The organism is Actinomadura livida, from assembly GCF_014648675.1.
In the GTDB taxonomy this organism is placed as follows: Bacteria; Actinomycetota; Actinomycetes; order Streptosporangiales; family Streptosporangiaceae; genus Spirillospora; species Spirillospora livida.
In genome coordinates this window covers 573,736-592,633 of the sequence record NZ_BMRO01000003.1, presented here as the reverse complement: position 1 = coordinate 592,633, position 18,898 = coordinate 573,736, and the positions used below count along the sequence as shown (strand labels likewise).

The window sequence follows — 18,898 nt, the reverse complement described above, 5'->3', positions numbered from 1 at the left end:
CCCCCGATGAAGCGAAGAATCCTTGCCGCCGCCGCCGGCGCGGCGCTGGCCCTGACGGCCGTGACGGCCTGCGGCGACTCCGGCTCCGGCAGCGGCTCCGGTTCCGGCTCGATCACCCTGGGGTTCTCCCAGGTCGGCGCCGAGAGCGGCTGGCGGACGGCGAACACCAAGTCGATCAAGGAGGAGGCCGCGGCGGCCGGCATCGACCTCAAGTTCGCCGACGCGCAGCAGAAGCAGGAGAACCAGATCGCGGCGATCCGGTCCTTCATCAAGCAGAAGGTCGACGTCATCGCCTTCTCCCCGGTCGTCGTCACCGGCTGGGACGCGGTCCTCAAGGAGGCGAAGGCGGCCGGCATCCCGGTCGTGCTCACCGACCGCGCGGTGGACTCCGACGCGTCCATGTACGTGACGTTCCTCGGCTCGGACTTCGTCGAGGAGGGCAAGAAGTCCGGCCAGTGGCTGGTGGACCAGTACAAGGACTCCTCCGAGCCGGTGAACATCGTCCAGCTGGAGGGGACGGTCGGCGCGGCGCCGGCGATCGACCGGAAGAAGGGCTTCGAGGAGGTCATCAAGAGCAAGCCGAACCTCAAGGTGATCGCCTCGCAGTCCGGCGAGTTCACCCGCGCCAAGGGCAAGGAGGTCATGCAGGCCCTGCTGAAGGCGCACAAGGACATCGACGTCCTGTACGCGCACAACGACGACATGGGTCTCGGCGCGATCCAGGCGATCGAGGAGGCCGGGAAGAAGCCCGGCGAGGACATCAAGATCATCACGGTGGACGCCGTCCGGGACGGGATGCAGGCCCTGGCCGACGGCAAGATCAACTTCATCGTGGAGTGCAACCCGCTGCTGGGCGGGCAGCTGATGGAGATCGTCAAGAAGGTGCACGAGGACCAGCCCGTCGAGCGGCGCATCGTCACCGAGGAGACGGTCTTCGACCAGGAGGCCGCCAAGAAGGCGCTCCCCAGCCGCAAGTACTGACCCCGGGCTCCGCCGCGCCCGCCGGCCGCCGCGCGCGGCCCGCGGGCCCGGCGGGATCCGTCATGACGAGACCAGGAAGACAGGGGAGGGGGCATCGTGACCGAGCCCGTCCTGGAGGTCACCGGCATCTCCAAGCAGTTCCCCGGGGTCCGCGCGCTCGACGGCGTGGCCTTCCGGCTGTTCCCGGGAGAGATCCACGCGCTGATGGGCGAGAACGGCGCCGGGAAGTCCACGCTGATCAAGGTCCTCACCGGCGTGTACCAGGCCGACGAGGGCCGCATGACGCTGGACGGCGCAGAGCGGCGGGTCCACGACCCGCCGCACGCCCAGCGGCTCGGCATCAGCACCGTCTACCAGGAGGTCAACCTCTGCCCCAACCTGTCGGTGGCGGAGAACATCTTCATCGGCCGGGAGCCCCGCAAATTCGGCCGGATCGACTGGGCGCGGATCCGGCGCCGGTCCGCAGAGCTGCTGGCCCGGCTCGACCTGGACCTGGACGTGACCGCCCCCCTCGGCGCGCAGTCCCTCGCCGTCCAGCAGCTCATCGCGATCGTGCGGGCCATCGACCTGGACGCGAAGGTCCTCATCCTGGACGAGCCGACGTCCAGCCTCGACCGGGGCGAGGTGGAGCGGCTGTTCGGGGTCATGCGGCGGCTGCGCGACGACGGCGTCGCCATCCTGTTCGTCTCGCACTTCCTGGAGCAGATCTACGAAGTCTGCGACCGGGTCACCGTGCTGCGCAACGGCAGGCTGGTCGGCGAGTACCCGATCGGCGAACTCGGCCGGTTCGACCTGGTCTCCCGGATGACCGGGCAGGAGCTGCACGACCTGGAGCAGCTCGAAGAGGCCGCCCCCGCCATCACGCGCGGGAGGCGGCTGCTCGCCTTGGAGGGCGCCGGGCGGACCGGGGCGATCACGCCGGTCGACCTGGAGATCCACGAGGGCGAGGTCGTGGGACTGGCCGGGCTGCTCGGCTCGGGGCGCTCGGAGCTGGCCCGGCTCGTGTTCGGCGCCGAGGCCGCCGACACCGGCCGCGTCCGGGTCGGCGAGGAGACCGTCGCGCTGCGGACGCCGCGCGCCGCGATCGACCGCGGCATCGCGTTCTGCCCCGAGGACCGCAAGGCCGACGGCCTGGTCATGGACCTGACGGTCGCGGAGAACATCGTCCTCGCGCTGCAGGCCGCCCGCGGCTGGACGAGGCCGCTGCCTCCGCGGCGCCGGGACGAGCTCGTCGGCGAGTACATCCGGAAGCTGCGGATCCAGCCGCCGTCCCCCGGCACACCGGTCCGCAACCTCAGCGGCGGCAACCAGCAGAAGGTGCTGCTCGCGCGCTGGCTCATCACCCGGCCTCGGCTGCTGATCCTGGACGAGCCGACCCGCGGCATCGACGTCGGCGCCAAGACCGAGATCCAGAAGCTCGTCGTGGCGCTCGCCGGGGACGGCATCGGGGTGCTGTTCATCTCCGCCGAGCTGGAGGAGGTCCTGCGGCTCTCGCACAAGGTCGAGGTGCTGCGGGACCGCACGCTCGTCGCGGAGCTCGCCAACGACGGATCCCTCACCCCCGAGCGGCTCCTCGGGACGATCGCGAACGGAGCGTCATGAACCCCGTGAACGCCGTCAGCCGGGCGAACCTCGCGCGGCTGACCAGGCACCGGCTCTTCTGGCCGGTGGCGGTGCTCGTGCTGCTGCTCGTCGTCAACGCGGTCGTCACGCCGGGTTTCCTGGCCATCCGGGTCCGGGACGGCCACCTCTACGGCAGCCTGATCGACATCCTCCGGTTCGGCGCCCCGCTGATCATGGTCTCGCTCGGCATGACCATGGTCATCGCCACCGGCGGGATCGACCTGTCGGTGGGCTCGGTCGTCGCGATCAGCGGCGCGATGGCCTGCTACCTGATCAGCGAGGGCCAGGGCCTGGCCGTCGCGCTCGCGCTGAGCTTCGGCCTGTGCCTGGTGCTCGGGCTCTGGAACGGGCTGCTCGTCACCCGGCTCAGCATCCAGCCGATCATCGCGACGCTCATCCTCATGGTCGGCGGGCGCGGCATCGCCCAGCTGATCACCGGCGGGCAGATCATCACGATCGACCGGGACTCGGGGTACCGGGAGATCGGCGGCGGGCACCTGGCGGGGCTGCCCGTCGCGGTGCTGATCGTGCTGGCGTCGGTGGCCGCCGCGGCCGTGCTCGCCCGCCGGACCGCGCTCGGGCTGCTGCTGGAGTCGGTCGGCGGCAACGCGGAGGCGTCCCGGCTCGTCGGCATCCGCGCGTCCGGGCTGATCGTCCTCGGCTACGTGTTCTGCGCCGTGTGCGCGGGCGTCGCCGGGTGGATGATCTCCTCGGACGTGTCCGCGGCCGACGGCAACAACGCCGGGCTGTGGATCGAGCTCGACGCGATCCTCGCGGTGGTCCTCGGCGGCACCGCGCTCACCGGGGGGCGGTTCTCCATCGCGGGCACCGTCGTCGGCGCGCTCATCATCCAGACGCTCAACACGACGATCTACACGGCCGGGATCCCGCCGCGCACGACGCTGGTGTTCGAGGCCGCCGTCGTCACTTTCGTGTGCCTGCTGCAGTCCCCGGCCTTCCGCGCCAAGGTCGGCCGCCGCCGTCCCGGCGGCCCCGTCCCGCCGCCCACGGACCCGCCGTCCGCGGACAAGAAAGTGGAGGTCCCCGCATGACCACCGCACTCGCCCTGCCGGCGGTGCACCGCCGGCACGTCCCGGTCCTCGTGACGTTCGGGCTGTTCGTCCTGGCGTTCGCCACCGGGGCGCTGCGCTATGAGAACTTCGGCACCGCCCAGGTCTTCGCCGACCTGTTCATCGACAACGCGTTCCTGCTGGTCGTCGCCATCGGCATGACGTTCGTCATCCTCAGCGGCGGGATCGACCTGTCGGTCGGGTCGGTCGTGGCCCTCTCGGGCATGCTGTGCGCGGTCGGGACGTCCCGGCTCGGCCTGCCCGGCCCACTGGTGATCTTGGTCGTCCTGCTCGTCGGAACGCTGTTCGGCGCCGCGATGGGCTACGTGATCCACGTCTTCGAGATCCAGCCCTTCATCGCCACCCTCGCCGGGATGTTCCTCGCCCGCGGCCTGTGCTTCACCATCAGCGAGAAGCAGATCTCCATCGAGAACGGCTTCTTCGACACCGTCGCGCTGAACCGGGTCGCCCTGCCCGGCGGCGTCCGCGTCTCCGCGGGGGCAATCATCGCGCTGGTCACCTTCGCCGCGGCCGTGTACGTGCTGCACTGGACGCGGACCGGGCGCAACGTCTACGCGATCGGCGGCGGTGAGCAGTCCGCGCTGTTCATGGGGCTGCCCGTCGCCCGGACCAAGATCCAGGTGTACGCCATCAGCGGGTTCTGCTCCGCCCTCGGCGGCGTCCTGTTCGCCTTCTACACGCTGTCCGGTGACGGGCTGCACGCCGTCGGCATGGAACTCGACGCCATCGCCGCCGTCGTCATCGGCGGCACCATGCTGACCGGCGGTTCCGGCTACGTGGTCGGCACCCTCCTCGGCGTGCTCGTCCTGGGCGTCATCAAGACCATGCTCACCTTCGAGGGCACGCTCAGCTCGTGGTGGACGCGCATCGCCATCAGCGTCCTGCTGTTCGCCTTCATCGCCCTGCAACGCCTGGTCGGCATCCGGAGGAGGGCGCGCTCGTCCCCGTCCGCCTCCTCTCCGGCCCCCGCGTCCCCGTCCCCTACGTCTTAGGTGGGCGTGGCCGTCGTGCGGTCGCTCGGGAGCGGCCGCACGACCGCCGGGGAAGGCGGCCCCGGCGTCGCGGAACGCCGTCCGACTGCGTCCTTCGTAACCGCCGAATCGTCGTTGTCATTATCGATCCCTCCCGCGGGCGTTGTTGTGGTTGCGCTAACACACTCATTGACCCACCGCAGACTTCTCCAATGTCAACATCTCCATTCGCCCTTTCTCCGGCCGCGCGCCGCGCGGACGCGGGTTGCCGTGGTCGGCGGGTCTGGCGAGAATGACCGGCCTATCGGATCAAGGCGGCGAAGATGGACATCACCCTGCAGTACGAGGCCACTCCCGAAGAAGTGGCGCGAGCGCTTCACCTCGGGCTGAGGCGGCAGCTCAGAGGCGTCTACATCGTCCTGCCGGCCGTGCTGGTCGTGGCGGCGGCCGGGTGCTTCCTGGGCGGCTCCGCCATCATGGGCGCCGGAATGCTCATCGCGGCGGTCGCGGCTCCGATGGCGGCGACCCGGGCGGTCCGCCGGCTCGCGATGAAGCAGCTCACCTACCTCTGCGTGCCCACGACGGTGCACGTGACGGACGACGGGTACGAGACGCGGACCGACCAGTCCACCACCGCGATGAAGTGGTCCATGTTCAGCCGGGTCGAGGCGACGCCGGAGTTCTGGCTGCTCTACATCAACCGGCAGATCGCCGGCTTCCTCCCCAAGAACGCCTTCGACGCCGCGCAGCGGGCCGCACTCGACGCGTTCTTCGCCGCGCGGGAGGACGCGAAGGCCGCCTGACCCCGGCCTCGCCGCTCACTTCACGAAGATCGGCAGGGACCGGCGCGGCTCGAACCGGAACGCGGCACCCTTGCTGATCTTGGTGACCGCGACCTCTCCGGACTCCGGGGCGGCGGTGTCGGTCAGCACGACCCGCGCCGTCCAGTCGGTCGCGGTGCCGCTCATCTCCACGTCCAGGTAGGGGTTCACCGCGCGGACGATCGCCCGCAGGGCGTCGGGGCTCTCGGGCGTGCAGAGCGGAAGCCACCCGCCGTCCTGATGCGCCGGCGACTGCGACACCGTGACCGAGGCTTCGTCCCGGCTGAACCGGACGTACGGCATCGGGTTCATCAGCGGATGCAGCTCGACGACCCGGGCCGCGTCCTCCGGGGTATCGGACAGCCCGAGCGCCCGGTGCAGGCGCTCGGCGGCCACACCGGCGTGCCCGATGAGCTGCTTCAGCGCGATCCGCCGGAAGACGTCCTCGTCACCCGCCGCGCGCTCCCGCACCGCCAGCTGGAACGAGAGGTTGAGCAGGTGCTGCTGCAGCACGACCTCGTCCGCCATCCGGACCAGCGCCGAGTGCGAGAAGGCCGCGAAATCCAGATCGTCGACGAGCGGCCCGCTGTAGTCGGCGAGACCGTCCTCGGCGGGATCGATGTCATCGAGGGCGACCGTGGCCGCATGCGACCGCTGGTTGACGGCGAGCGCCGGAATCGCCTCGACGCCGGGGAAGGAGGGGTCGATCTCCACCGTCCATGAGCAGTGCGGGTGACGGTCGGCCGGCTCCCGCGGCGGACGGTGGACCGGCCGCACCTGCGCCCTGGGATTGGTCGCCACGGCCGTGGCGTCGAACGTGGGGTCCTCGATGTCATGGCACATGAACTTGACCATGGAGGGGCCCATCGGCTCGACGTCCAGCAGCGCCCCGCAGTGGTCGAGGTGGAACGCCCCGTGCCACGGGTCGGTCACGCTGTAGCGGAAGTCCATGAACTGCGGCGGCGCGCCGATGTCCAGCTGCATGCCCTTGAAGATCGTGGGCACGTCGTCGCCCTCGAAGCCGAGCGCCTTCTGCATGCGCCGCGTGTAGATCGGACTGGCGGCCGCCCACTCCTCGATGGCGACCTGGGTCATCTCCTCCTGGCCCCAGGCCTCCAGGCAGAACGGCATCCCCGCCCGGTCGATCAGGTGGCCGATGAGCAGCAGCTCCGGTACCAGCGTGGCGAGCTGCGCACGGCTCAGACGTTCGTACCGGCTGGGCATCGGTTCCCTCCAAAGGTGTACCGCCCGCAATATAGACAGTCGATCAGACATCTGTCCAGAAACCCGGGTTGCGGCAGACTCGGGTCATGAGCGAACTCCCCCCGCGGACCGTCGTCCTGCGCGACCACTCCGACGAGAACGGCACCAGGCACCTGCGGGCCGTGCGCAACACCTCGGGTGACATCACGCTCGAAGGCCACGACCTGGGCAAGGGGGTCAGCGACGTCTTCGGCCCCGGCATCACCGAGTACGAGTGGGCCCACCAGATCGCGGCGTCCGACGCGGCCCGCCTCCTGACCGCCCTGGGCGGCGGCCCCGGCGACGACGTCCTGGACCTGCTCCCCACGGGCCCCAGCGCCAACATCTACGGCCTACTGCGCACCCACGGGATCCCCTACACGGCAACCTTCTCCCGCCACGGCTCCTGAAGGCCCGCACACGCCCGTTTCCCGGTGCGCCGACCCTGGGCGGGAGTAGGTTCGCGGGCATGTGGGTGGAGTTGGTCACGGTTGTTGTGGACGACTATGACAGCGCCATCGAGTTCTTCACGGGGCCTCTCGGGTTCGAGCTGGTCGAGGACTCGGCCGCGTCGACCGATGACGGGCGGCCCAAGCGGTGGGTCGTGGTCCGGCCGCCCGGGGGCGGGACGGGGATTCTGCTCGCGCGTGCGGACGGAACCCGTCAGGCCGCCGTGGTCGGGAATCAGGTCGCCGGCCGCGTGGGGTTCTTTCTCCGGGTCGACGACTTCGATGCCGCGTACGAGCGCATGGTGGCCGCGGGGGTCGAGTTCGTCGGTTCGCCGCGTACGGAAGATTACGGGCGGGTCGTGGTGTTCCTCGACGTCGCGGGCAACCGGTGGGATCTGCTCGGTCCCGCCTGAGCGGCACGCCCCCGGTGGGGTCAACCGGTGGCCGGGTGCCCTGCCGGTGGGAAGGGGCGTACCTCGGTGGTCGGGGCGAAGCGCCAGTCTTCCCAGGCGAACGGGTCGTCCAGCAGGACGAGGGTGGACGAGCCGCCGCCCAGGCAGTGCGGGCCGCCGTGCAGGGACGCGACGAACTCGTGCCAGACGTCCGGGTCCTCGTATTCGAGCATCTGGCACGCGTCGGTGACGACGACGCAGCGGCGCAGTGATGTGCCCTCGTCCAGGTGGTCGAAGAACTCCCGCCATCCCTCTGCCGCGTCGTAGGGCAGTTGCAGGGCCGCGACGAGGTGCTGGACGGCCTTGACGGCGGTCGTGCACGCCGAGCCGAGGGCCATCCGCACGTCCGTGCCGGCGAGGGTGTCGCCCAGGTGCTCGATGAACTTCTGCACGTCGTTGCCGGGCACCGCGAAGGCGAGGACCTGGCCGGCATTCCGCCTCACGTGGTCGGCGGACAGGGCCCTTTCGAAGATGGCGGCGGTGCCCGGCTTGGCGCCGTAGTGCGCGCCGCCCTCCCCGGTCCACCAGCGGAACGGGTAGCGGCGGCCCGTCGCCCTGTTCGCCTGGCCCGCCTGGTTCAGGGCGCCCGCGACGACGTTCGGCGGGTTCTTCTTCCCCTCGGGGTCGAGGCCGAGTTCCGTCACGAGCTTGCTGCAGTGGATCTGCTGCCCCCGCTGGCCGAAGAGGTGGCGGAGTACGGCGCGGCCGTTGTCGTCCAGCGTCCGCCAGTAGGTGAGCGCCTTGTCCTCGTCGCCGTACGACCACTCGGGATCGTCGTGGCCGGAACCGCCGCTGTGCTCGTCCCATCGCCGGTCGTCGTCGGGCAGGTACATGGGGCGAACCTCTCGTGAGCCGGGCGTCCCCCCCATGGTGGCGGACGCCCGGCTCGGGTGCGGCCGGGGGGCGGAAGGCGGCCGTCCGGCGCCTACCGCGCCGGAGATGTGCTACTTCGGCCGCTCGCGGGCGGGCCACCAGAAGCGGGGGCCGGTGTCCAGTGCCAGGGCCGGGACGATGACGGAGCGGACGAAGAAGGTGTCCAGGAGGACGCCCAGGGAGACCAGGACCCCGATCTGCACCATCATCGTGACGGGCATGATGCCCAGGGTCCCGAACGTGGCCGCGAGGACCAGGCCCGCGCTGGAGATGACGCCGCCGGTCACCGCCAGGCCGCGGAGGACGCCCGTGCGGTGATCGGTGCGTCCCACCTCTTCGCGGACGCGGGAGACCAGGAACAGGTTGTAGTCCACGCCGAGCGCCACCATGAACAGGAATCCCATGAGGGCGACCTGGGTGTCGACGGCCGGGAAGCCGAACGCGTGGCGGAACAGCAGCCAGGCCGCGCCCAGTGCGGCGGAGTAGGACGCGACGACCGTGGCGACCACCAGGAGCGGGGCGACGAGGGCGCGGAGGAGCGCCACCAGGACGAGGAGGACGACTCCGAGGACGAGCGGGATCACGACGCGGCGGTCGTGGGACTGCGCGTCGGCCAGGTCGATCTCGGCGGCGGTGCCCGCTCCGAAGCGGGCGTCCGGGATGTGCTCGCGGAGCGCGCGGACGGTGCGCTCGGCCGCTTCGCTGTCGGGCGGGTCGGCCAGCACGGCGTCGAGCCTTGCGAGACGACCGTCGGTGGACGCCAGCGGGGCGCCGACGTCGGCCACACCGGGGGAGTTCCGGAGGGCGGCGGTCACGGAGGCCGCGTCCGGCCGGTCGGCGATGACCTGGACGGGCCGTCCCTGGCCGCCGGGGTAGTGCTCGGCCAGCAGGCGTTCCCCGACCGTGGAACTCGGCGTGGTGGTGAGGAAGTGGGCCCGGTCGAGGCCCGTGTCCATGCCGAGCGCGGCGGCCGACAGCGCGCCGAGGACGGCGAGGCCGCCGATCCAGACGAGGCGGGGACGTGCGGCGATGCGGTGGCCGACGCGGTCCCAGGCGCCGCGGGCGGGCGGGGCGTCGCCGTAGCGGGGGATCCGCGGCCAGAAGACCCAGCGGCCGAGGACGACGAGCAGGGCCGGCAGCAGGGACATCACGACGGCGAGCCCGCAGAGCACCCCGATGGCGGCGACCGGGCCGAGCGCGTGGTTGAAGCCCATGTCGGCGGCGAGCAGGCACAGCAGGCCGAGCGACACGGTCGCGGCGGACGCGGCGATCGGGGCGGCGGCGCGGCGGAGCGCGGCGGCCATCGCGCGGTGCCGGCCGGGGTGGCGGCGCAGTTCCTCCCGGTAGCGGGCGAGGAGCAGCAGCGCGTAGTCGGTCGAGAGCCCGAAGACGAGCGCGTTCAGGATGGTGGACATGCCGTCCGCCACGTAGAGGCCGGCGTGCTCGCCGAGCAGGTAGACGACCGCGCCCGCGACCTGGAGCGCGATCGCCGCGTTCACGATCGGCAGCAGCCACAGGACCGGGCTGCGGTAGGTGAGCAGCAGGACCGCCGTGACGACCAGGACCGTGATGATCAGGACCGGCCGGTCGATGCGCTCGAAGGCGTCGCCCACGTCGAGCGCGGCGCCGGCCGGGCCGGTCAGGCGGACCTCCAGGCCCGGCGGCGCCCCGGCCCGGGACGTGTCGCGCAGCGTCCCGGCCTTGTCGGTGAGGGTGTCGTCGTCGGCCAGCGGGACGGTCAGCATGAGCGCCCTGCCGTCCCGCGACGGCTGAGGCGGCGCGATCGCCGCGGTGGCGATGGGAGCGAGCGCGCGGCGGTCGGCCTCGGCCTCGGCGCGGTCCGCGGGCGTGATGCCCGACGGGCGGACGTAGGCGATGACGCCGGGGGCCGTCTCGCCGCCGGGGAACCGGGGCGTCAGCTCGGCCACCTCGGTCGACTGCGCGCCGCGGGGGAGTTCGGCGGACGATTCGGCCTCGACGACGTCGGACAGCCGGCTCGCCGCCGGGACGGCCAGGATCGTGATGACGACCCAGGCCGGCAGGACCGCCCAGGTGAGCAGGCGTTTGCGCGAGAGCAGCATGAGGTGCTCTCCTTTCGGTGGGGGACTCGTGTCGCGTGCGAACACGCCGTACGGCGTGGTGATGCGGGCCTCCGCCCGTCCGGGCCGCCGAGCGGCAACTCGGCGGTCCGGGCTCTAGACCTCCGGGAACGCCAGGAACCTGGCGTGGAGGGTGCGCGCGTCCGGCGGCGGGTCGTCGTCGGCGCGCTTGTAGCGGTAGATGAGCGCGATGTACTCCTCGAAGAAGGGCCGCACCTGCTCCGGCGTCAGCGTGACGGTGGAGAACGAGAACAGCAGCGCGTCGGCCCAGGGGCCCATCTCGTCGCGTGCCCGCTGGTAGCGGGTGAGCATGTCGAGTTCGTTCGCGAACTCCAGGCGGGTCAGCTCCTCGACCGCCTCGCGCAGCCGCGGCGGCTGCTCGCGGTAGGGCGGGATCCGCCGGTCCGCGGGCACCACCCGCCACCAGCGCTCCCGGCCGCGCGCCAGCTCCGGCACCTCCTCCACGAACCCGTGCTTGGCGAGCTGCCGCAGGTGGTAGCTCGTCGAACCGGTGGTCTGGCCAAGCTCGCGGGCCAGCGTCGTGGCCGAGACGGGACCGCGCCGCATGATCTCGGCGATCCGCCGCCGCAGCGGGTGCGCGAGCAGCCGCACCTGCGCCGGATCGGTGAGCACCTCGGGTGCCGGCTGTTCCTTCATGTACGGGACGCTAGAAGTTGCAAAGGGTCTTTGCAACGCCTCTTTGGAAAGTTCACCGCGGAGAGGGAGGGGACCCGGGACCTGAGAGGGAGCGGCGTGTCATTGGACGGACGGCACCGCTGTGATCAACTAAAGTCACTGAGGTCGCTGGGAGGGGAACGATGCGCGATCGCACGCACGAGGTGCCGCCGGGCGCGTCACTGGCCGAGAAGGTCGAGTGGCTGATCCGGAATCTGTGGCCGGCCCACGCGGGGCCGCCGCGCAACAACGTGGAGACGGCCGCGGCCATCGCCCGTGCCACCGGCGCGGACATCTCGTCCACCACGGTGTGGAAGCTGCGCACGGGACGCCAGGAGAACCCGCAGCTCAAGACGCTCACCGCGCTCGCCACGTTCTTCGGGGTGCCGATCGGGTTCTTCGGCTTCCCCAGCGAGGCCGACCCCATCGGCGACGACCTCACGCTGAAGGCGCTCGGCCGCGACGTGGAACGCGGCATTATCAGACCCGAGGTGCTGCGCGCCCTCGTCGACCTGTCCCCGGAGGCGCGGTGGGTCGTGGACGAGATGATCCTCGCCGCCGCGGCGGCCGACCGGCGGCGGAGCGACGGCACGGACCGCGCGCACCTTGCGGACCACGAGCAAGGTCCGGACCGCGGGGAGCCCGGCGAGGAGAGCGCCTGAACCGGGCCGGAACGCCGGACGGCGCGGCGGTGGCCGGAGGACCGGGCCGCCGCCGCGCCGCGGGGGAGAAGATCATCGGCCGGGCCCTTCATGGAAGCGGGGCGCCGGCGTGGACGGCGGGGCCGGGGCGGGTGAGGGTCTGTCAGCGGTCCGGTCCGCTGTCGAACCACTGGCCGGCGGACCGGCCCGGCGGCGGCGCGACGGGGTCGGCGGGCGTGCGCGGGGCCTCGCCGCGCTGCCGGGCCTGGATGCGCTCCTGCAGCTCGGCCTCGATCCGCATCTCCTCCTCGCTCGGCGCCATCGCGATGATGACGAGCAGGATGATCGACACACCGCCGACGCCGCCCAGCAGCGGCAGCAGGAAGTCGACGGGCCGCGCTCCGGTGGGGGCGGCCATGCCCTCGTGCATGGTGATGCGCATCGCCGCCATGCCGGTGTAGTGCATGCCGCTCACCGCGATGCCCATGATCGCGGCGGCCCCGGTGGTCGCCCGCAGGCCCTTGACGGAGAGGCTGAACCAGAGCGCAGCGGTGGCCGCCACGAGCGCGATCAGCACGGACAGGCCGACCAGGACGGGCTGGTAGTCGATGTGCCCGGACATGTTCATGGCCGTCATGCCGGTGTAGTGCATGCTCGCCACGCCGGCGCCCGTGATGAGGCCGCCCAGGATGATCACGGGTGTGCGGGCGCCGGCGAACCCGACGATGAACAGCCCGATCGCGACGACCGCGATCGCCGTCCCGCAGCTCAGCAGCGTGAGCGGCACGTCGTAGCGGATCTCGTGGTCCTTGACGGTGAAGCCGAGCATCGCGATGAAGTGCATCACCCAGATGCCGGTCCCGCCGATGGCGAGGGCGGCGAGCCCCAGCCAGGAGGCGCGCGAGCGGCCGGTGGCGGCCCGCGCGCGGGCGGTGCACAGCAGGCCGAGCAGCGAGCCGATGAACGACATGAGGTAGGCGGCCGCCGGCGTGAGCAGGCCGTAGGAAAAGTGATGGACCTCTGCCATACGGTCCCCCCGTAAGCGTTCTCTGACTGATCGCGGCATCCTAATGGGTCCACCTGCGCGAATGCCCATCCAGGGGACGTTTACCGCGGACTTGAGGTCCGTGTCAGGACGGCTAACGGTCCGTCCGCTACTACGTGGCAAGGGTTTCCGGACGAGTCCCGACCGATCAGGTCAGCAGGCCGTTATCCGCCGCGAGGTCCAGTGCCGCCTGGGCCGCCGGGGCCAGGAGGTGGCGTTCGGCGCGGCCGACGTAGCGGTACTCGTCCACCTCCCCGGCGGGGGCCATCGCGCCCCGGTGGCCGGAGGTGAAGCACGCCATGCGCACGTGGGAGAAGTCCGGCTGGTCATGGGCCGGCGCGCGGACGACGCCCAGCTCCCGGAATGACGTCCTGTCGAGCTCCAGGCCGAGTTCCTCCCGCACCTCGCGGGACAGGGCCGACCAGTCGTCCTCGCCCGGCTCCCGCTTGCCGCCCGGCAGATACAGCAGGTCGCGGCCGCGGGAGCGGACGGCGAGCATCCGGTCGCCCGACACCTGGACCCAGGCGACCACATCGAGATCTTCCACGGCGACGAGTCTCCCGCAGGGGGCGGCGCTACGCGCGGCGCAGGGTGACGCTCTCCGCCCCCGCCAGGCCGAGGACCTCGGCGGCCGAGCCCTGGTTGACCGCGAGGCCGAGCCGTCCGGACGAGTCGATCCAGACGAGGGGCTCGCCGGGGGCGACGCTACCGAAGGTCTCCTCGAACGTGGCCCGCGCGGACCCGGGGGCCGGAGCGCCCCACACGACGTCCAGCGGCGTCCCGCGGGGGAGCGGGCCGAACGCGGCGGTCAGGTCGTCGGGCCCGGCACCGAGGATCACGCTCCCGAAGCGATCGGTGTAGAGGACGGGGGCGGTCAGCTCCCCGTCGCCGGCCAGCGGTGACGGGACGTCCAGCGGCAGCGGCTCGACCGGGGGCCCGAAGTCCGCCAGGTCGACGCCGGCGGCGAGGTGCCCGGCGGCGGGGGAGAAGATGTCGCGCCCGTGGAACGAGGCGGACACCGCGGGCAGCCGGTACGCCGGGTTCTCCAGGGCGTGCGCCCGGACGGCGCCGCCCAGCGCGTCGGCGGCGGGCGCCAGGAGGCCGTTGTCCGGGCCGACCAGCACGTCGCCGCGCCCGGTCTCGATCGCGACGGGGCGCCGGGACGTGCCGACGCCCGGGTCCACGATCCCCACATGGACCCCGGCCGGCAGGTACGGGAGCGCCTGGCGGAGCAGCATCGCGCCTTCCCGGACGCCGAACGGCGTGATCTCGTCGCTCAGCACGAGCACGTTCGCGGCGGGCGCGACCGTGTAGACGACGCCCGCGCAGATCGCGGTGTAGGCGGCGCCGAAGTCGGTCGCCAGGCTGACGAACGGGCGGCTCTCCGGCATGCGGCGACCCTACCGGGCCCTCGTATGCTGCGTCCGTGCGCGCCGAAGCCCTCGACCCCGTCCTGCTGCGGACGTTCGTCGCCGTCGCCGACCTCGGCTCGTTCACCGCCGCCGCGGCCGCGGCGGGCTACACGCAGTCGGCCGTCTCCCGGCAGATCGCGGCGCTGGAGGACGTGTGCGGGGTGGAACTGTTCGCGCGCGGCGCCCGCGGCGTGCGCCCGACCCCGGCGGGGGAGCATCTGCTGCCGCACGCCCGCGGCCTCCTGGACCGGCTCGCCGAGACCGCCCGCGCGCTCGACGGGCTGCGCCGCCTCGACACCGGGACGCTGCGGGTCGGCGCGTTCCCCACCGCGAACGCCGCGCTGGTACCCCGGGCGCTCGCCCGGTTCCGGACCCGCCATCCCGGGGTCCGGCCGGTGCTGCGGGAGGGGACGACCGAGCGGCTGCTGCCGATGCTGGAGGCGGGCGACCTCGACCTGGCCGTGGTCAGCACCTACAAGATCCCGTCGATCGCCGCCGACGACCTGGTCGTGCTCGCCGACGACGCGCTGCTCGTCGCGCTGCCGAGCGGCCACCGGCTCGCCGCCCGCGGCCGCCTCGCGCTCGGCGACCTCGCGGACGAGACGTGGATCGTGGCCGACGACCCCGAGGCCGTCGCGGCCCTGCGCGCCCGCTGCGAGACCGCCGGGTTCGTCCCGGAGACCCCGCTGCGGGTCGCGGAGTGGATCTCCAAGCTCGGCCTGGTCGCGGAGGGGTTCGGCGTCACGCTCGTGCCCGCCCTCGCCGCGTCGGCCGCGGCGCGGGAGGGGGTGGTCCTGCGCGCGGTGGCGTCCGACGTGCCGCGCCGGTCCGTCTACGCGGCGGTCGGGCGGCATGCGCGCAGGTCCCCGGCGGTCACCGCGTTCCTCGCGGACCTGCGGGACGCCGCCGGGGAACTGAGCGCCTAGGGGACGGCCGCGACGATCTCGACCTCCAGGAGGGCGTCGGGGTGGAAGAGGCGCGGCACCTCGACGGTCGTGCTCGTGGGCGGCGGGCCGGTGAAGTACTTCGCGCGGACGGCCCCGTACTCCCGGCGGAGGCCGAGGTCGGTGAGGAAGGAGCGGATGTTGACGACGTCCCCGAACCCGGCGCCGTGCGCGGCGAGGATCCGCTCCAGCAACGAGAAGACCACCTCCGACTGGCGGGCCATGTCGCCCGGCGCGTCCACCTCGCCGTTCTCGTCCAGGGCGATCTGCCCCGAGACGTACAGCAGCGGGCCCTGGGTGACGTAGGCGGTGTGGGAGTAGGCGGTGTTCGGCGGCGCGGGGACGGTGGCGGGGTTTCCGATCTTGACGCGCATGGGGGCGTCCTCCAAGCGGGTTCCGTGGTCGCGATGAGGTGGCGTGACCGACGGTAGGCACCCGGCGGCCATGTCACCAGCGAAGACTTCGCACGGCAGACATGCATGACCCGCATGGCTCGGCGCGTCCGGACTCGAACACCCGGCAATGGCGGGGACGTTCAGTTCCGGCCGAATCGGCGGGACGAGGCGTCCTCCTGGGCGAGCCGGTGCAGGGCGGTCAGCACCTGCTCGTACAGGACGGTCGAGACCAGCAGCGAGTGCACCGCGCGGGCGCGCGGCGTCCCGTCGGCGACCCGGTCGATCTCGTGCTCGGCCACCTCGGCCGCGGCCTTCACGTACGGCCGCAGGTCGCGGAGGGTGATCGGGAAGCCGAGGCGGCGCAGCGCCACGAACGTGTGGGCGAGCAGGTCGCGGGCGGGGGCGCGGTCGCCGACGGTCCAGCCGAGCTCGCGGACGAGCGCGTCCACGTCCTCGCGGGCGGCGCGCCAGTGCGGGTCGTGCGGCGCCGCGACGTGCGGGCCGATGGCGTACTGCGTGGTGCCGAACAGCTCGTGCAGGCTGACGCGGTCGTCCTCGATGGCGGCGATGATCTGCTGGATCGCCGAGACCGGGAGGTCGCCGACGTCGCGCAGGGCGCTGATCAGGCGCAGCCGCTCCAGATGCCGCGCGCCGTACTCCGACCTGGTCGCGCTCACCGCCGAGCCCTTCGGGAGCAGGCCCTCCCGGATGTAGAACTTGATCGTCTGGACCGTCAGGCCGCTGCGATCGCTGAGCTCGGAGATCTGCACCGCCGTACCCTTCTCGACCGGACGTTCAACGCTATCCGGGTGGCCGCTCGGATACCGGCACTATCCAATGTCCGTCCGGGTTGGGGTGATATCGACGTCCTCGGCGGCCGAGCGGACGCGCTCGTCCAGCTCGATGCGCAGCGTCACCGACTCGCCGGGCGCGGCCTCGGCGACCGCGAAGCCCGCGAGCCGCCCCGCCGTACCGCCCGACACCGCCCTACGGTCCGGCACCGCGTAGAGCTGGACGGTCTCGCGGCCGGGACGGTCGCCGGTGTTCCGAACCGTCACCTCCGCCACCCCGCCGGCGACGGTGACCGGCCCGTACTCCCACGTCGTGTAGCCGAGGCCGTGCCCGAACGGGTACGCGATCTGGTCGGGCGCGTAGTGCCGGTAGCCGATGGCCGTGCCCTCCGCGTAGTCGAGGGTGCCGTCCGCTGCGGGAACGGGCGACAGGATTCCGTCGTCGGACGCGGGGAACGTCGTGGGGAGCCGCCCGCCCGGTTCCGCCGCCCCGGTCAGCACGTCGGCGATCGCGTCGCCGCCCTCCTGGCCCGGCAGCCAGGCCCACAGGATCGCGGCCACCTCGTCCCGCCACGGCATCAGGACGGGCGCGCCCGCGTTCACCACCACGACCGTCCGCGGGTTGGCGGCGGCGACGGCGGAGACCAGCTCGTCCTGGCGGCCGGGCAGGGCGAGGGACGTCCGGTCGAAGCCCTCGCTCTCCACGTCGTCGTTCGTCCCGACGATCACGACGGCCGCGTCGGCGCCGCGCGCCGCGGCCACGGCGGCGGCGAGCTCGTCGTCCTCGGGCAGGTGCGGCGCGCGGTGGCCGAGGCCGAACACCGTCGCGAACCGGCGCGGCGCGCGGGCGTGCCGCAACTCCACGGTGACGGGACGGCCCGCCGCCAGTTCCGCCCGGACGCGGTGCTCGGGCGGGCGCATCAGCGCCTCGGCCGGGTCGCCGTGGCCGGGCGCCAGCGTCACGGCCGTGGCGGTGCCGTCCACCCGCAGCTCGAAATCGCCCGTTCCGGTGATGGCGAAGGTGTGGTGGCCATCTTCAGCCGGTGTCATCTGAGCGCGCACGACGATCTGGGCCGTCCCCCTAGGCGGCCCGCCCAGGAAGACGAAATGCGCCGCCAAGCGGAGTTCGGAGCCGAGCACGGCACCTTCGGCGTCGAGGAACTCAAGCCGCACACCCGGTTCGCCCGTCTCGGGATCGGTCACCAGGTCGAGCGGCAAAGGCGCCAGCCGCTCATGTGGATGCACGCCCGGGTGAACGGTCAGCTCGGTACCGTCGCCCAGCGCTCGGCGAAGTCCCTCCACCGGCGACACGACGTGCTCGGGATTGACGTGGGCGCTGCCGCCGCCCTGCGCGCTGAACCGGACCGCGTTCGGCCCGATCAGGGCGACCCTGCACGGAGCCGCCAGCGGCAGGACCCCGTCGTTGCGGAGCAGCACCGCCGCCCTGGCGGCGGCGTCGCGCAGCTGCGCGCGGGCGTCGGCGGGCGTCGTCGCCGGCGGCGGCTCCGGAAAGCCCTCAAGGGCGCCCACCCGGGCGGCGAGCCGCAGCACGCGCAGCACCTTGTCGTCGGTCAGCTCCTCGGCGACCCGCCCGTCGCGGACGGCCTGGACGAGCCTGTCCCGCCACGGGCTGGTCGGCAGGCCCGGCATCTCCAGGTCCATGCCCGCGTCGGCGCTCTCCTCGGTCGAGCGGATCGCCGTCCAGTCCGACACCACGACGCCGTCGAAGCCCCAGCGCCGCTTCAGCACGTCCGTCAGCAGCGGCCGGTTCTCGGTCATCGGCGCGCCGTTCACCCCGTTGTAGGCGGCCATCACCGCCCACACGCCCGCCTTCACCGCCTCCTCGAACGGGCGCAGGTACAGCTCGCCGAGCGCCTCGTCGCCGATGCGCGCGTCGTAGGACATCCGGGACGTCTCGGAGTCGTTGCCCACGAAGTGCTTCACCGTCGCCGCGACCCCCGCGGACTGGACGCCCCGGACGAAGGCGGCGCCGATGCGAGCGGTGAGCAGCGGATCCTCGGAGTAGTTCTCGAAGTGCCGCCCGCCGAGCGGAGTCCGGTGCAGGTTCACCGTCGGGGCGAGTTGGACGTGCACGCCCCGCTCGCGCGCCTGGGCGCCGTTCAGCCGCCCGATCCGCTCGGCGAGCTCCGGGTCCCACGTCGCGGCGAGCGCGGTGGGGTTGGGGAAGAGCAGGCTCGTGTCGCGCTCGTCCCAGCGCGTGCCGCGGATGCCGCTCGGGCCGTCCGACATGGTGATCCGCCGCAGCCCGATCTCGGGGACGGGGCGCAGCGTCCAGAAACCGTCCCCGGTGAGCAGGTGGACCTTCTGGCCGAGCGTGAGCCGCCCGAGCCTTTCGCGCAGCGCCGACTCGTCGATGTCCATCCGGCCTCCCG

19 protein-coding genes are annotated in these 18,898 nt (G+C 72.5%); 9 read left to right on the top strand and 10 right to left on the bottom strand.

Annotated features, from left to right (window positions below; all coding sequences use genetic code 11):
• The first annotated feature begins 6 nt into the window (after nucleotides 1-6).
• The 5 genes from IEZ03_RS09475 to IEZ03_RS09455 all read left to right on the top strand — a co-directional run bounded on the left by IEZ03_RS09475 (nucleotide 7) and on the right by IEZ03_RS09455 (nucleotide 5,469).
• Nucleotides 7-981 carry an ABC transporter substrate-binding protein gene (locus IEZ03_RS09475; RefSeq protein ID WP_184887119.1) on the top strand — a complete coding sequence of 325 codons (975 nt, stop codon included), beginning with the start codon at nucleotides 7-9 and terminating at the stop codon, nucleotides 979-981.
• 96 nt (nucleotides 982-1,077) lie between these two features.
• A complete protein-coding gene (locus IEZ03_RS09470; RefSeq protein ID WP_229808162.1) occupies nucleotides 1,078-2,583 on the top strand; it encodes a sugar ABC transporter ATP-binding protein in 1,506 nt (501 codons plus the stop codon).
• Nucleotides 2,580-3,656, top strand: coding sequence for an ABC transporter permease (locus IEZ03_RS09465; RefSeq protein ID WP_184887117.1), 1,077 nt, complete (start codon nucleotides 2,580-2,582; stop codon nucleotides 3,654-3,656). Before IEZ03_RS09470 ends, IEZ03_RS09465 begins: the two co-directional genes overlap by 4 nt.
• Complete coding sequence (yjfF, locus tag IEZ03_RS09460) at nucleotides 3,653-4,687, top strand: galactofuranose ABC transporter, permease protein YjfF (protein ID WP_184887115.1); 1,035 nt, start codon at nucleotides 3,653-3,655, stop codon at nucleotides 4,685-4,687. Before IEZ03_RS09465 ends, yjfF begins: the two co-directional genes overlap by 4 nt.
• A 302-nt stretch (nucleotides 4,688-4,989) precedes the next feature.
• Nucleotides 4,990-5,469, top strand: coding sequence for a YcxB family protein (locus IEZ03_RS09455; RefSeq protein ID WP_184887113.1), 480 nt, complete (start codon nucleotides 4,990-4,992; stop codon nucleotides 5,467-5,469).
• Nucleotides 5,470-5,484: 15 nt separating this feature from the next.
• Here IEZ03_RS09455 and IEZ03_RS09450 read toward each other — a convergent pair whose 3' ends face one another.
• Nucleotides 5,485-6,711: a hypothetical protein gene (locus IEZ03_RS09450; protein WP_184887111.1), complete on the bottom strand. Its 1,227-nt coding sequence runs from the start codon at nucleotides 6,709-6,711 to the stop codon at nucleotides 5,485-5,487.
• A gap of 86 nt (nucleotides 6,712-6,797) precedes the next feature.
• On the opposite strand from IEZ03_RS09450, the gene IEZ03_RS09445 reads away from it, so the two are divergent.
• Together IEZ03_RS09445 and IEZ03_RS09440 are read left to right on the top strand one after the other, a co-directional pair.
• On the top strand, nucleotides 6,798-7,139 hold the full coding sequence (locus tag IEZ03_RS09445) for a hypothetical protein (RefSeq protein ID WP_184887109.1): 342 nt from the start codon (nucleotides 6,798-6,800) through the stop codon (nucleotides 7,137-7,139).
• A gap of 59 nt (nucleotides 7,140-7,198) precedes the next feature.
• Nucleotides 7,199-7,591 carry a VOC family protein gene (locus IEZ03_RS09440; protein ID WP_184887107.1) on the top strand — a complete coding sequence of 131 codons (393 nt, stop codon included), beginning with the start codon at nucleotides 7,199-7,201 and terminating at the stop codon, nucleotides 7,589-7,591.
• Between the two features lie 20 nt (nucleotides 7,592-7,611).
• On the opposite strand, the gene IEZ03_RS09435 is transcribed toward IEZ03_RS09440, so the two are convergent.
• From IEZ03_RS09435 to IEZ03_RS09425, 3 genes are all read right to left on the bottom strand, one after another.
• The gene (locus tag IEZ03_RS09435; protein ID WP_184887105.1) at nucleotides 7,612-8,463 is read right to left on the bottom strand and encodes a DUF6416 domain-containing protein; all 852 of its coding nucleotides are present in this window, start codon (nucleotides 8,461-8,463) and stop codon (nucleotides 7,612-7,614) included.
• Nucleotides 8,464-8,574: 111 nt separating this feature from the next.
• A complete protein-coding gene (locus IEZ03_RS09430; protein ID WP_184887103.1) occupies nucleotides 8,575-10,584 on the bottom strand; it encodes an MMPL family transporter in 2,010 nt (669 codons plus the stop codon).
• Between the two features lie 114 nt (nucleotides 10,585-10,698).
• Nucleotides 10,699-11,259 carry an ArsR/SmtB family transcription factor gene (locus tag IEZ03_RS09425; RefSeq protein ID WP_184887101.1) on the bottom strand — a complete coding sequence of 187 codons (561 nt, stop codon included), beginning with the start codon at nucleotides 11,257-11,259 and terminating at the stop codon, nucleotides 10,699-10,701.
• Between the two features lie 161 nt (nucleotides 11,260-11,420).
• Here IEZ03_RS09425 and IEZ03_RS09420 point away from each other — a divergent pair, with 161 nt between their 5' ends.
• The gene (locus tag IEZ03_RS09420; RefSeq protein WP_184887099.1) at nucleotides 11,421-11,939 is read left to right on the top strand and encodes a hypothetical protein; all 519 of its coding nucleotides are present in this window, start codon (nucleotides 11,421-11,423) and stop codon (nucleotides 11,937-11,939) included.
• A gap of 142 nt (nucleotides 11,940-12,081) precedes the next feature.
• Here IEZ03_RS09420 and IEZ03_RS09415 read toward each other — a convergent pair whose 3' ends face one another.
• The 3 genes from IEZ03_RS09415 to IEZ03_RS09405 form a co-directional block, all read right to left on the bottom strand.
• Nucleotides 12,082-12,945: an MHYT domain-containing protein gene (locus tag IEZ03_RS09415; protein WP_184887097.1), complete on the bottom strand. Its 864-nt coding sequence runs from the start codon at nucleotides 12,943-12,945 to the stop codon at nucleotides 12,082-12,084.
• Nucleotides 12,946-13,111: 166 nt separating this feature from the next.
• A complete protein-coding gene (locus tag IEZ03_RS09410; protein ID WP_184887095.1) occupies nucleotides 13,112-13,510 on the bottom strand; it encodes an NUDIX hydrolase in 399 nt (132 codons plus the stop codon).
• Nucleotides 13,511-13,538: 28 nt separating this feature from the next.
• Entirely contained in the window at nucleotides 13,539-14,354 is an 816-nt protein-coding gene (locus IEZ03_RS09405; RefSeq protein WP_184887093.1) for an SAM hydrolase/SAM-dependent halogenase family protein, read from the bottom strand.
• A gap of 35 nt (nucleotides 14,355-14,389) precedes the next feature.
• On the opposite strand from IEZ03_RS09405, the gene IEZ03_RS09400 reads away from it, so the two are divergent.
• Nucleotides 14,390-15,301, top strand: a complete 912-nt coding sequence (locus IEZ03_RS09400) for a LysR family transcriptional regulator (RefSeq protein ID WP_229808161.1) — start codon at nucleotides 14,390-14,392, stop codon at nucleotides 15,299-15,301.
• On the opposite strand, the gene IEZ03_RS09395 is transcribed toward IEZ03_RS09400, so the two are convergent.
• The 3 genes from IEZ03_RS09395 to IEZ03_RS09385 form a co-directional block, all read right to left on the bottom strand.
• Nucleotides 15,298-15,693: a RidA family protein gene (locus IEZ03_RS09395; RefSeq protein ID WP_184887091.1), complete on the bottom strand. Its 396-nt coding sequence runs from the start codon at nucleotides 15,691-15,693 to the stop codon at nucleotides 15,298-15,300. The genes IEZ03_RS09400 and IEZ03_RS09395 overlap by 4 nt on opposite strands.
• Before the next feature lie 161 nt (nucleotides 15,694-15,854).
• Nucleotides 15,855-16,484 (bottom strand): MerR family transcriptional regulator, encoded by a 630-nt coding sequence (locus IEZ03_RS09390; RefSeq protein WP_132050499.1) that lies wholly within the window; start codon nucleotides 16,482-16,484, stop codon nucleotides 15,855-15,857.
• A gap of 60 nt (nucleotides 16,485-16,544) precedes the next feature.
• Entirely contained in the window at nucleotides 16,545-18,887 is a 2,343-nt protein-coding gene (locus IEZ03_RS09385; RefSeq protein ID WP_184887089.1) for a beta-glucosidase, read from the bottom strand.
• Between the last annotated feature and the right edge of the window lie 11 nt (nucleotides 18,888-18,898).